Raw genomic sequence first — 13,307 nt, 5'->3', positions numbered from 1 at the left:
ATTAATCGGCGCCGTCATCCATAGTTGTGCTTCCACTGGTGTAGTTAATAGGCATGCGGGCGTGGCGCTGGCTGCTTGTATCTGTATCTGTGGTCTGAGTGGATTCGTAAAGCGGCAGGTTAAAATAGGCGGCGATGGCGTCGCGGAAAGTATCTACCACATTTGTGGAGCCATAACCGTTGGAGATCAGTACGGTAACAGCAACCTGAGGATCACTGTATGGAGCGAATCCGGTAAACCAGGCGTGATCCGGTTTTAGTTCGGATTCCTGGGCGGTACCGGATTTTCCTGCCACAGCTACGTCAAGACTTGTGAAAACATCCCGGTAACTTGTTGTGTCGTTGCACACAAGCCACATGCCCTGATGGACAGCATTCCATGTGGATTCGGCCACCGTATTGGTAAGGTCATTGATCAGTTCCGGAGTGAAATCTTCGACAAGTGCCCCGCTGCTATCTGTGATTTTGTCAACGAGGGAAAGGTTATAGACGCTTCCCCGGTTAGCCACGGCGCAAATATAACGGTTCACCTGTGTAGGGGTATAGTTATTGGTACCCTGTCCGATAAAGGAACGGACGCTGGACTCATCGGAGATATTGGGCTGGGCTTCCCCGATTTCTATGCCGGTGGTCTGTCCGAAGCCAAACATCCGGGCATATTTTGCCAGAAGTTCAAGGCCTTGTTGATCGTTTTCCTGACCGTCAGCAGTCAGAGACGCGTTGTACCCAAGTTCATAGAAGAAATAGTTGCAGGATACGCCGATAGCCTCTGTGATATTGACACTGCCGTGGCCGTTTTGGTTCCAGCAGGAAGGACTTGGATAAACTTTATCAAACAACACCTGGTCGTAAACTTCTGTAGTCAGATCAATGAGCCCCTCTTCCAGGGCGGCGATAGCGGCAAGAGGTTTGTAGGTAGAGCCGGGAGCGCTGGTCTGCTGAGTGGCCCGGTTAAATAAAGGCCGGGATTCATTATTAAGCAGTGAAGAGTAATAGTCTGAATCCGATATTCGGTTGGCGTCATAGCTGGGGTAAGAAACCAGTGCTTTTACCTCCCCGCTGTTGGGGTCAGTGATGACCATAGCGCCAGAGCAGATATCCAGAGCCAGCATATCCGGTGTAATCTCCATCGTATAAATTTTATTGTAAATAAAGCTTCTGGGCGTCACCACATCATTGACAAGATTAGTGTAGTCATCGTCATCGGTGGAAAGAACGCCCTGGTCATAGAGGAGCTGGCAGATCTCCTTCTCTGTGATGGTTTCGGAAGTGAGCATAAACTTGTAGATCAGCTTGTGAAATCCGGAATCATCCAGCAAACCGTTTAAAATCGCTTCCGTCAGAGATGTATATACTTCCGAAGTATCCACATACTCTCCGGAAATATCCAGAAGCGTGGTGTCGATCCATCCCTGGGAGATAGCGTGCTGGAGAAATTCGCCGATGCTGATCTCCCCGTTTTCCCACTGACTGTAGACTTCCTCGTCAGCGTCATACATATCTGTTTTAAGGATATCATTATCCCGGGCCCATGTGTATATATAATTGCAGTAGCGGTCGTATTCTTCCGACAGGGTATTCTGGGGGACAAAATTATCCGGGTTTAGTATGCTTTCCATCTGGGCCATAACCCCGTCCCTGTAGGTGTTAAAACGCTGCCCTACAGATTCTTCCAGCGCAGTGGCGTCACTTGCGTAAAAATGTTCTGTGTCTATAACATTGTTCTCAATAAAGGCGTGAAATACCTGGTCATAGGAAATCAGATGGTCTTCATTGTTTTCCTCATCGACATATTCCACAAGCTTTGCCAGGAGAATGCCCGCGATCTTCTCCTCCAGGAGATTATAGACCGTTTTTGTCAGATCAGCGTCAATAGTCAGGTACACATCGTTGCCCGGCACAGCGGCTGTGACGTCAGTAGTGTCAAGAACACTTCCCAGACTATTGACGTAAAGGGTCTGGGAGCCTTTCGTCCCGGCAAGCTCGTATTCAAAAACACTTTCAATGCCGGTTTTTCCTACCGTATCACTGGACGTATACTCGTCATGTCCGTCCTGAGCGAACTGCTCCAGCTCTGTATCCGATATGGTGCCGGTATAACCGGTAATATGGGCGAAATACTCACTGTCATTATATTCCCGTACATAGGACTGGGATATGGTTACTCCCGGAAGAGAGGCACTGTTTTCCTTCACGGCGGCCACAAGCTGATCATCCACATCGGACACGACAGTGACAGATACATACTGCTGATACCGTGTCATATATAATTCATAGCGCAGGGCCAGAATCTTTAAAATTTCACTGTCCGTGTAATCACCTGTGATATCAAAGAAATCTTCACCACGCATATAGTCGAAAAGCTCCTGAGCTGTCATGGCTTCCTGACGGCTGGAAAGGCTGTCCGAATAATTGACGGAAAAAATATCTTTTTTAAAATTGCGTATGGTTGTGTCTGAGCCGGTAAATTCAATGGTGCCGTCCTCAGATACTTCCATGGGAATGTTGTTCACCGCTTCTCTTCCATTGTCCTCAATGATGGCAATAAGACGCTCGATCATCTGGTTGCGCGTATCATTATCTGATAACAGTGTGCTATTCTCGATAATAACAGAATAAATCATACGGTCATAGGCAAGGACTGTTCCGTTGCAGTCGTAAATCGTGCCTCTGGGAGCCGCGATCTGAGTATCACGCTGGATGCGATAGGTAAACTGTTCAAGGTAGTCTGCGCCCTCAACAACCTGAAGGACAAAAAGACGGTGAAAAAGTAAAACAAACAGGATAACGAAAAACGCTCCAACAATAAACAGCCTTGATCGGATGACAGAAAATATTCCTCTGAAAAGTGATTTAAGCAATGAGATCTTCACTTCCTTTTTTATCTAGCTTTTTGCAGGCAAACAGCATTACGCGGTATAAAACAATGGATACGATGACAGTGTAGACCAGTTCCGGAAGTATAATATGGATCAGGTAATACAGGAAATTAAAGCGTCCACGGATAAGGAAGCTGACGATATACATAAAAATTCCGTACATCAGATCCGCTACCCCGATAAGGATCAGAGGGAGGGTAATATCTTCCTCATAATAGAGCTGATTTAAAAATCCAAGGATAAAACCGATAAACATATAGCAAAGAGCATACACTCCCAGATAGTCTCCTGCGGAAATATCCATAAGCAGGCCGCAGAAAAAGCCAACCACGCATCCCTCATTTCTGCCGCGGATCATGCCGATACTGGCAGTGACAATAATAAGCAGATTGGGAATAATATCCGCCAGGGCAAAAAAAGTAAAAACAGTACTCTGGAGCAGGTAGGCAGCCAGGATGATGACAATGTATATAATAACCCGTTTCATCTGTTGGTTCTCTCCTCTCTATTCCGCCGGGGCATCTGTTTCTTGTGTCTGAGTGGTGGAGTCACTGCCTGATTCGGAGGTGCTTGATTGGGAGGTTTCTTCGGATGTACTGCTCTCTCCGCCTTCCACAAGGTCTGCTTTAAGCTGAGTGATCACAAGAACATCCCTTAAATGTTCAAAATCTACCACAGGGGTAACTTTTGCTGTGCGTGTCAGGGTGGAGGCATCTTCGGTGACGCTGGTAATGTAACCGATGGTCAGTCCCGGAAGAAATTTATCGCTGAGGTAAGATGTGACGATTTCATTCCCCTCTTCAATCTGGGCATCATCGTGGATCAGTTCAACATTGAGCAGCCCGGTATCCTTCTCTTCCAGACTCCCGCTGACGATACAGTGGTCCTCGGATATGGCATCCATAGCACTGACACTGCTGGCATCGTCGGTGATGGACCGGACAATGGAATGATTGATCCCTGTCTCGATGACGATCCCAACAAGGCCGTTATCGGCGATGACGTTCATATCCACCTGGATACCGTCACTGCTGCCCTTATCAATGGTAAAAGTATCATACCAATTGCTGGCGTCACTGCTGATGATCCTGGCGCCCACCATACTGTAATTAGGATAACTTTCTTTTAGTTCAAGGAGCTGCCGCAGTTCATCCAGCTCGTTGAGATTATTTTCCATGGAAGAAATCTGAGATTTCAAAGTGTCTACCTGGAGCTGGAGCTGTTCATTTTCATCCCGAAGCTCACTGATGGTCTTAGAATCCTCCACTCTGGAAGAAATCCAGGAGCCGATGGAGTTCAGGCCGCTCTGCATGGGAACAATCACCGTTCCTAAAGTTCTTTGGACAATATTATTGGCAGTGCCCCACGTAAAGCTGACGGCGATCAGCACGCAGCAGACGGCGAGAAGGGCCAGAAACAAATACTTGGGGTTAATACCGCCATTTTTCTTATGCTGCTTCATAATTTTTATGACTCCTTAATAAAATGCGGATTCCCGCACAGAAAAAGCCAGATCGGACAGTTCGTAACTGTTCATGATCACGTCCAGCCCTTTGACCACACTCTCCTGGGGATGGGAGGACATATTGACTTTCATACGGGTGCGGGAGGCAATAAGACGCTCCAGATTAGGAATCTGGCTTGTGCCCCCGGTGACATAAATTCCGTGATCAAAAATATCATTGTTTAGCTCCGGCGGGGTACGCTCCAAAAGGCTGCGCATGGCGCCAAGAACCGGGTCTAACACGGTAAGGATACACTGAAATACCAGGGAGGCCGGGATCGGAACATGGACCGGAAGTCCGGTGATCAGATCCCTCCCGTAGACAGTGACCGGTTCAGCCATTGTGGGGACAGCGCTCCCCAAAGTCAGCTTTAAGTATTCCGCTGTCTTATAGCCAATGATCATATTGTGGGCCAGTTTGACTTCATTGCAGATGGCCTCGTTGATCGTATTTCCTCCGGTTTTTATGAGGCGGCTTAAAACAATACCGCCAAGAGCGATAATAGAGATTTCCGTGGTATCCGCGCCCATATCTACCACCATGATCCCTCCTGCCCGCTTTACATCCAGCCCTTCTCCGAGAGCCGCAGCTACAGGCTTTTCAACAATGCTGGCATTGTGGGTCTTATAGGTGGAGTAATTGACAAGGCTGAAAAAGGCCCGTTTTTCCACCTCCGTAATGGAGGAGGGAACCGCCAGATAAAACTCATTGTGGCGCATCATACTGTTGCTGCAGTTGAGTTTTTTCAGCAGGTAGTCAAAGAGTTTTCCCATGGGATCGACATCGGCGATGACACCGTCACGGACCGGGTGCTTGATTACAATATTGTCTGACACCTTTTCGTATATTTCATAGGCCGCGTCGCCGGCCGCGACAATCTCTTTTTTCTTGCGCACTGCGATCATGTTTTTTTCAACAAGAATATTCTTACGGATATTGTCATATATTTTTACATAATTTGTACCTAAATCCAAACCATATTTACGTCCTGCCATAAAAAATTCCTTTCACTATAATTGTGACGGATAAGCCTGCGGCTGATCAGTCGGGTAAAATCATAAGACCGGGGCCCTTATCCTGGAACCAGCCCGCTCTCAAAAAGACTTTTATACTGTCCGTCACCGATAATAATATGATCCAGCAGATGTATGCCAAGAATATTGCCCAGCTCGGCAACGGTGCGGGTGATCTCAATGTCCTCATGGCTGGGCGCTGGATCTCCGCTGGGATGATTGTGGAGCAGAACAATATTTACCGCGTCATGACGCAGCGCCTCCAGGAAAATATCTCTGGGGGAGATCAGGGCGGCGTTAACACTACCTTTGGACAAAAGGATATCGCCGATCTTTCTGTTTCTGGTGTTGAGCATGAGCAGGATCAGGTGTTCCTGGCGGTAATGCCGCATTGTTTCCATATAATATCCGGCGATAGACGCCGGATCTGAAAAATTCGGGCCGAAAGCCGCCCGTGATTGGTACAGCCTTCTTGACAGTTCCAGGACACACTGTATCTGTATCGCTTTCACCCGGCCAATGCCGGGAATCTTCATCAATTGGGCGCATGTCAGGTCATTGAGTGAATCCAGTCCGCTGCGGGCACTTCCAAGATTTAAGACCTCCATGGCAAGTTCTACGCTCCGTTTGCTCTTTGTGCCGGTGCGGATAATGACTGCCAGAAGTTCAGCGTCAGATAAGGACGAGGCGCCATGCTTCTCGCACTTCTCGTAGGGCCTTTCACTTTCCGGCAGATCTTTTGTTTTAAGCATATAAATCCCCCTTTACACGTCTCTCCAGGACCTGTTATTCAGGAAATTTACCCCATAAGTTTAACATAAAACACAATAAAAGTATACACTAAGCGCCTATTAAAAATTTATATAATTCTCTATAAAATTAGATAAAATGACCAGAAAATGTGAAAAAACTGTTAAATTTTAACGAGTCCCGCGTCTGACAGTTTTTGCAGGGACATCATAATGCCAAATTTAGCGTGGTACCATGTGAGTCCGCCCTGGAAATATACAGTGAAGGGGGGCTTAATGGGGGCGTCAGCGCTCAGTTCAATGGAGGAACCGGAAATGAAAGCGCCGGCGGCCATGATCACATCGCAGTCATAACCGGGCATGGCCCAGGGTTCCGGCGTGACGTGGCTGTCCACAGGGGCCGCTGCCTGGATGCCTTTACAGAACTCAATGACATGCTCCGGTTGATGGAATACTACAGCCTGGATAATGTCATGGCGGCTTTCCGTGGCATTGGGAACACACTCAAATCCCAGCTTTTCGTAAATAGAGGCGGCAAAAACCGCGCCCTTTAACGCCCCGTTGACGACCTGGGGCGATAAAAACAGTCCCTGGAAAAATGAGCGGTTGACCCCAAGAGTGGCCCCCACTTCTTTGCCAAGGCCGGGAGCTGTCAGCCGGAAGGCGGCGTTTTCTACATACTCTTTTTTTCCGGCAATATAGCCGCCGATGGGGGCCAGACCGCCGCCGGGATTTTTAATCAGGGAGCCTACGCAAAGATCAGCCCCCACGTCAGAGGGCTCCGCAACTTCCACAAATTCACCGTAACAATTGTCCACCATGCAGATCACGTCCGGTTTAATGGATTTAATAAATGAGATCAGCTCCCCGATCCTCTTGACAGATAAGGTCTTTCTTGGCTGGTAGCCCTTGGATCGCTGGATCGTCACAAGTTTTGTCTTTTCGTTGACAGCCTGCCGGATACCCTCATAGTCAAAGCCGCCGTCAGGGAGAAGATCCACCTGGCGATAGGTAATCCCGTATTCCGCCAGAGAACCTTTCTGGGGACGTATTCCGATGATCCCCTCCATGGTGTCGTAAGGTTTGCCCACAGGGGAGAGAAGCTCATCCCCTGGCCTCAAGTTTCCGGAAAGGGCAATGGTCAGGGCATGGGTTCCGCAGGTGATATGGGGCCGCACAAGGGCGTCCTCTGTATGAAAAACACTGGCATAAACCGCTTCCAGGGTGTCCCGGCCGCTGTCATTGTAGCCATAGCCGGTGCTGTCGGCAAAGTGATAGTCGCTGACTTTATGTTCCTGCATGGCTTTGATCACTTTAAGCTGGTTATATTCGGCAACCCGGTCAAACTCTTTAAACCGTGGCTCCAGATCTTTTTCCACACTCTGGCAAAATGTATACACGTTTTCTGAAAGCCCAAGGGAACGGTAATACTGGTTTAATGTTTCATCCATGATATATTCCTCTTTCTGTCAGTATATTAATTATATATTTAAGAATTTCTTCCTCGTTTTCAAATTGCTCTTTTTCGATCCACCAAACGTCTTTTTCACGTCCGAACCATGTGAGCTGGCGCTTGGCAAAATGGCGTGTATCCCGTTTTAATATATATACAGCCTCATCGAGGGAAATTTCCCCTGCGAAATAAGGCACAAATTCTTTATAGCCCAGTCCCTGCATAGATACAAGAGAGGGATCATATCCCTCATCCAAAAGATGCTTTACTTCCGAAAGAAGTCCTGCTGCCATCATCTTATCGACTCTTTTGTCAATTCTTTCATAGAGGATGGCTCTCGGCAGGTTCAGGACAAAGTAGGCGCTGTTGTAGGCGGATGTTTTTTGCCGCTGCTGGGTGTTGTGGATGGATATAGGCTGCCCCGTTTTTTCAAAAAATTCCAGGGCGCGGATCACCCGCTTTACATTGTTGGGGTGGATCTGGGCGGCAGACTGGGGATCTGCCACTTTCAGGCGTTCAAAAAGAACCTGGGGGCCCTGTTCCTTTGCCAGTGCCTCCAGATTAGAGCGCAAGGTTGTGTCGCTGTCATTTTCCGTAAAATCAATATCATTTAAAAGTGCCTGGATATAGAAGCCGGTACCGCCTACAACAATGGGGATCTTGCCCTGGGATAAAATTGTTTTTACTGCTTTCTTTGCCATGTGCTGAAAGCGGACAACATTAAAAGTCTCGTCCGGCATAAGGACGTCCACTAAATAATGGGGAATACCTTCCATTTCATCGGGCATGATCTTTGCGGTCCCAATATCCATTTTTTTGTAGACCTGCATAGAATCGGCGGAAATGATCTCTCCGCCGATTTTTTTCGCCAGGTTCAGGGATAAGGCGGTCTTCCCGACAGCCGTTGGTCCGGTGAGGACAATCAGTGGGGGCTTGCCCATAAGTATCAGCTCCTGTTCGTTACTGAATCCGTTTAAATTTTTTCTCAAGTTCATATTGGCTCATTGAAATGATTGTAGGCCGTCCGTGAGGGCAGTTATAAGGGTTCTGGGCCTCAAGAAGTTCCTCGATGAGGGCGTTGGCTTCGGGAACGGAAAGCCGTTGATTGCCTTTGACTGCCGCTTTACAGGCCATGGTTGCCAGTCGGTCATTGATCAGATCTGCGGTTAAATGGCCGGACTGGGCAGTGAGGGAATCTAAAAGATCCACAAAAAGATCTCTCTCAGTAAATCCGTAAAGCTCCGACGGCACAGCGCGGATGGCGTACTCTCTCCCGCCGAAAGGCTCGATTTCAAAGCCCAGCTTTGTAAACTGGGATATATGGCGGTTAAGGGTTTCCTCCTCCTGCATGGTCAGGGATAGGATCATAGGAGGCTCTAAAAGCTGGGATAGGGCCGTACTGTTTTCATAATGTTTTTTTAGCTTTTCATACATCACTTTTTCATGAGCCGCGTGCTGGTCAATAATGAACAGCTTCTGATCATATTCCACAAGCCAGTAAGTGTCAAAAAGCTGACCGATAAGCCGGTGAGTCAGCCTTTTCTTCCTGGGAAGGATCTGGTCGTCGAAAAGTTCCATCTGCTCCGGCCGCGTTTCCTTTCCAGCGCTGCCGTAAACCGGTGCCTCCTCACTGACTTTTGCCGGTGCGCCGGCAAAAGTCTCTTCTTGGGTTTTTATTGTTGGAGCGCCGGCGGCAGACTTTACAGGTATATTGTCTTGTTCTTTTAACGGCGTATCTTCCGATGCCTTTGCCGGCGCGAAGCTGTTGCTCCAAGCCTTCTTTGGCGCACTGCCACCGACCGGTGTGGCGGCCCACGGCTTTACCAGCTCGGCATTTTGCCGGCGGTGTACTTCAAATGGCTCCGGAGCCGGGGCCGAAAGATGTTCCTTTGCTTCCTGGCGCTGGCGCTGGGAAATCTCCCGATCGCTTTCTAATGTGACGTCAGGAATAAGATTACGGCCTTCCAGCGCTTCCCGTATCGTCCGGTAGACCAGTTGGTACACTTCCTCCCCCTGATTAAAGCGCACTTCCATTTTGGTGGGATGGACATTGACGTCCATAAGGGATGTATCCATCTGGAGGTGGAAGGCTGTGAAGGGATATTTGTGAACCATGACAAAGTTTTTATAAGCTTCCTCAATGGCCTTAGTGATCACCGGACTTTTAATGTAGCGGCCGTTTATAAAATAATTTTCATAGGCCCGATTCCCTCTGGAGATGAGGGGTTTTCCAATGTAGCCGGAGATCTCCATAGTAGAGGAGCGCCGGTTCACTTCCAGGAGATTGGCAGTGATATCACGGCCGTAAATATTGTAAATAATATCTTTTAGCTGCATATTTCCTGCGGTATGGATCTTGTTCTGCCGGTTGTTTATAAATTTGAAGGAAATTTCCGGGTGGGAAAGGGCCAGACGCATGATCAGGTCGTTGACGTAGCCGGCTTCGGTCATATCCGACTTTAAAAACTTACGCCTGGCGGGGGTGTTGTAAAATAAATTCCTCACGATCATCGTTGTGCCGCCGGGACAGCCTACTTCCTCAAGGACAGTCTGTTTTCCCCCTTCAACGCAGCACCGTATGCCCGTCAAGTCGGATGCCGTCTTTGTCACAAGCTCAACCTGGGCCACAGAGGCGATACTTGAAAGTGCCTCACCCCGAAATCCCAGGGACGCGATGACATAGAGATCATCGGCAGTGCGTATTTTGCTGGTGGAATGGCGCAGAAATGCCAGAGGAATATCGTCTTTCTCAATGCCTGATCCGTTGTCAGTAACCCGGATGAGAGACGTCCCGCCATCCTTGATTTCCACAGTGATAGCTGTGGCGTGGGCGTCGATGGCGTTTTCTACAAGCTCCTTGACAACGGAGGCGGGCCGTTCCACCACTTCCCCCGCTGCGATCTTATTAATTGTTTCCGAGTCCAGAACATTGATTGTAGCCATAAACCTTCACCTCTCTCGCTTAAAGCTGCTGCTGTAGCCGGTCTAAAAGAAGCATGGCATCCAGAGGCCGCATCCGGGACAGATCAGCCGATTTTAATTCTTTGATGACCTGAGTCCACCGTGCGGGGATTTCTGATTCTGACGGTTTTTCCATTTGAGAGGGAATATTTGCCGCTGAAGGGATTATCTTCTGAGCAGGTTCATCAAACAGTGACATCTGTCCGTCGTATTCCTCGGCCGGGAAAATGCTAAAATCTGTCTTTGCTTCCGGCTCTCTTTTCTCTGGAGCAGTTTTTATTTCTTTGACCCGCTCAGTAATATCTGCGCTGACCAGTTCTTCCACAAGTTCTTTGGCCCGGTCGATCACCGGCTGGGGAACGCCGGCCAGTTTTGCCACCTGGATACCGTAGCTTTTATCCGCGCCGCCGCGGATAATTTTTCTCAGGAAGATAATATCATCCCCCTGCTCTTTTACCGCGATACAGTAATTGTTTACATTGGAAAGCTTGCCTTCAAGTTCCGTCAGTTCGTGATAGTGGGTGGCAAAAAGGGTCTTTGCCCCTAAAAATTTAGGATTGCTGATATATTCCACCACGGCCCAGGCAATGCTCAGACCGTCAAAAGTGCTTGTTCCCCGGCCGATCTCGTCAAGAATAAGGAGGCTGTTTTTCGTGGCGTTGCGGAGAATATTGGCGACCTCTGTCATCTCCACCATAAATGTACTCTGACCGCTGGCAAGGTCGTCGCTGGCTCCTACCCTGGTGAAAATACGGTCCACAATGCCGATGTTGGCGGACTGGGCCGGAACAAAGCTGCCCATCTGGGCCATGAGGACGATAAGGGCGCTCTGACGCATGTAGGTGGATTTTCCTGCCATATTAGGACCGGTGATAATGGAAATGCGCTGGGCCTGATTATCCAGGTAGGTGTCGTTTTCAATAAACATTTCCCCGGCGGACATTTTTTCAACGACCGGGTGGCGCCCCCCTTTAATATTGATAACACCTTTGGTATTAATAGATGGGCGCACATAGTTATTCCGTTCGGCTACAATGGCCAGGGAACACAAAACATCCAGATTAGCCAGCGCTTTCGCGGTGGTCTGTATGCGGGAAACCTGCTCCTCAATCTTATCCCTTACCATGGAAAAAAGATCGTATTCCAGGGAGAAAAGCTTATCTTCCGCCCCAAGGATGGTATCTTCCAGCTCTTTAAGCTTTGGAGTAATGTAGCGCTCCGCGTTGGTCAGCGTCTGCTTGCGGGTCCATGTGTCCGGAACAAGAGATTTGTAGGAGTTGGTCACTTCGAGGTAATAGCCGAAAACCTTGTTATATTTAACTCTCAGATTTTTAATGCCTGTCTTTTCCCGCTCCTCGGTCTCAAGCTTTGACAGCCATTGTTTGCCTTCGGTTTTCGCGTGGCGGTAGCGGTCGATATCCTCATTAAATCCGTCTTTAATGATCCCTCCGTCCTTTAAGGCGATGGGCGGATCGTCGTTAATGGAGATGTCGATGAGATGATAAATATCCTTAAGTTCGTCCATCTGCTGATAAATCTTCTCCATTCTTTCGGATTTATATTTTTTAAGTAATATTTTAATAGGGCCGATCATTGCCAGGGATGATTTAAAGGCAATGAGATCTCTGGGGTTGGCCGTTTTGCAACTGATCTTTCCGATGAGCCGTTCAAGATCGTAAATGGGATTTAAGTACTCCCGGATCTCATCCCGGTCAATGAGAGCGCCGTTGATCTCCTCAATGGCGTCAAGGCGCTGCTCAATGGGTTTTTTGTCAATGAAAGGCTGTTCGATCCATGTGCGCAAAAGCCTGGCGCCCATGGCGGTTTTTGTCCGGTCCAGCACCCACAGGAGGGAGCCGCGCTTCTGTTTTTCACGGAGTGTCTCAAGAAGTTCAAGGTTTCTCCGGGTAGAACTGTCAATGATCATATATTGCCCGGAATTATAGGTGGTAATGTGGGTCAGATGGGTCAGAGTGCTTTTCTGCGTCTCGTACAGATACTGTAAAAGAGCGCCTGCGGCCAGCGTCCCTGTAGGGTAATCGGTCAGACCAAGACCGTCTAAGACCGATACTTTAAAGTGGCGCTTTAAGCACTGGCGGCACTGATCCTCATCCACATACCAGGATTCCAGGGGAGATATGGAAATATTCATCCGCTCTTTAAGATCATTTAAGTCAACGCCGCTCATACAGAAAGCGTCGTTGTGGATGATCTCAGCCGGGGAAAACTTTGTGATTTCATCCATAAGTTTTTTATCTGAATCCACCTCAGTCATATAATAATCGCCGGTGGACAGATCGGCCGCTGATATGCCAAAACAGTCATCCATGTATACAATACACATGAGATAATTATTTTTTGTCTCATCAAGGGCCTGCATACTTACATTGGTTCCAGGGGTGACAATGCGGACAACCTCCCGCTTTACCAGTCCCTTTGCCAGCTTGGGATCTTCCATCTGTTCACAGATGGCTACTTTATAACCTTTGGACACAAGTTTTGTCAAATAAGAATCCACAGCATGATAAGGAACTCCGCACATTGGCGCCCGCTCTTCCTGACCGCAGTCTTTTCCTGTCAGAGTGATCTCAAGCTCTTTGGAGGCGGTAAGGGCGTCGTCAAAAAACATTTCGTAGAAATCGCCCAGGCGGTAGAAAAGAATGCAGTCTTTATACTGCTCTTTTGTTTTTACATATTGCTGCATCATTGGTGTTAATGGTGCCATAGTTATGCTCCTTCTCATTGGTC

At 48.3% G+C, this 13,307-nt stretch carries 9 protein-coding genes; all 9 read right to left on the bottom strand.

The annotated features are described in order from the left end of the window. Position 1 precedes the first annotated feature (1 nt). Positions 2 to 2,860 (bottom strand): penicillin-binding transpeptidase domain-containing protein, encoded by a 2,859-nt coding sequence (locus HNP82_RS03770; protein ID WP_183771676.1) that lies wholly within the window; start codon positions 2,858 to 2,860, stop codon positions 2 to 4. Beyond that, positions 2,853 to 3,365: a rod shape-determining protein MreD gene (mreD, locus tag HNP82_RS03765; protein ID WP_183771674.1), complete on the bottom strand. Its 513-nt coding sequence runs from the start codon at positions 3,363 to 3,365 to the stop codon at positions 2,853 to 2,855. Before mreD ends, HNP82_RS03770 begins: the two co-directional genes overlap by 8 nt. A gap of 18 nt (positions 3,366 to 3,383) precedes the next feature. Next, on the bottom strand, positions 3,384 to 4,340 hold the full coding sequence (gene mreC / locus HNP82_RS03760) for a rod shape-determining protein MreC (RefSeq protein ID WP_183771672.1): 957 nt from the start codon (positions 4,338 to 4,340) through the stop codon (positions 3,384 to 3,386). Positions 4,341 to 4,355: 15 nt separating this feature from the next. Next, on the bottom strand, positions 4,356 to 5,378 hold the full coding sequence (gene mreB, locus HNP82_RS03755; RefSeq protein ID WP_183771670.1) for a rod shape-determining protein: 1,023 nt from the start codon (positions 5,376 to 5,378) through the stop codon (positions 4,356 to 4,358). A gap of 77 nt (positions 5,379 to 5,455) precedes the next feature. Then, on the bottom strand, positions 5,456 to 6,148 hold the full coding sequence (radC, locus tag HNP82_RS03750; RefSeq protein ID WP_183771668.1) for a RadC family protein: 693 nt from the start codon (positions 6,146 to 6,148) through the stop codon (positions 5,456 to 5,458). Between the two features lie 161 nt (positions 6,149 to 6,309). Next, the gene (locus tag HNP82_RS03745; protein WP_183771666.1) at positions 6,310 to 7,596 is read right to left on the bottom strand and encodes a methionine gamma-lyase family protein; all 1,287 of its coding nucleotides are present in this window, start codon (positions 7,594 to 7,596) and stop codon (positions 6,310 to 6,312) included. Further along, positions 7,589 to 8,539, bottom strand: coding sequence for a tRNA (adenosine(37)-N6)-dimethylallyltransferase MiaA (miaA, locus tag HNP82_RS03740; protein ID WP_183771664.1), 951 nt, complete (start codon positions 8,537 to 8,539; stop codon positions 7,589 to 7,591). Before miaA ends, HNP82_RS03745 begins: the two co-directional genes overlap by 8 nt. Before the next feature lie 19 nt (positions 8,540 to 8,558). Next, positions 8,559 to 10,541, bottom strand: a complete 1,983-nt coding sequence (gene mutL / locus HNP82_RS03735) for a DNA mismatch repair endonuclease MutL (RefSeq protein ID WP_183771662.1) — start codon at positions 10,539 to 10,541, stop codon at positions 8,559 to 8,561. A 19-nt stretch (positions 10,542 to 10,560) separates the two neighbouring features. Further along, on the bottom strand, positions 10,561 to 13,284 hold the full coding sequence (mutS, locus tag HNP82_RS03730; RefSeq protein WP_183771660.1) for a DNA mismatch repair protein MutS: 2,724 nt from the start codon (positions 13,282 to 13,284) through the stop codon (positions 10,561 to 10,563). Between the last annotated feature and the right edge of the window lie 23 nt (positions 13,285 to 13,307).

The sequence above is a fragment of the Catenibacillus scindens genome, assembly GCF_014202115.1.
Classification (GTDB): domain Bacteria; phylum Bacillota; class Clostridia; order Lachnospirales; family Lachnospiraceae; genus Catenibacillus; species Catenibacillus scindens.
The sequence above is the reverse complement of the archived record's forward strand: the minus strand, read 5'-3'. Positions and strand labels throughout refer to the sequence as shown.

Excerpts from the sequence above, each read along its gene's own strand:
- mreD (WP_183771674.1), bottom strand. The coding sequence starts at position 3,365 with ATGAAACGGGTTATTATATACATTGTCATCATCCTGGCTGCCTACCTG.
- mreC (WP_183771672.1), bottom strand. The coding sequence starts at position 4,340 with ATGAAGCAGCATAAGAAAAATGGCGGTATTAACCCCAAGTATTTGTTT.
- mreB (WP_183771670.1), bottom strand. The coding sequence starts at position 5,378 with ATGGCAGGACGTAAATATGGTTTGGATTTAGGTACAAATTATGTAAAA.
- radC (WP_183771668.1), bottom strand. The coding sequence starts at position 6,148 with ATGCTTAAAACAAAAGATCTGCCGGAAAGTGAAAGGCCCTACGAGAAG.
- HNP82_RS03745 (WP_183771666.1), bottom strand. The coding sequence starts at position 7,596 with ATGGATGAAACATTAAACCAGTATTACCGTTCCCTTGGGCTTTCAGAA.
- miaA (WP_183771664.1), bottom strand. The coding sequence starts at position 8,539 with ATGGGCAAGCCCCCACTGATTGTCCTCACCGGACCAACGGCTGTCGGG.
- mutL (WP_183771662.1), bottom strand. The coding sequence starts at position 10,541 with ATGGCTACAATCAATGTTCTGGACTCGGAAACAATTAATAAGATCGCA.
- mutS (WP_183771660.1), bottom strand. The coding sequence starts at position 13,284 with ATGGCACCATTAACACCAATGATGCAGCAATATGTAAAAACAAAAGAG.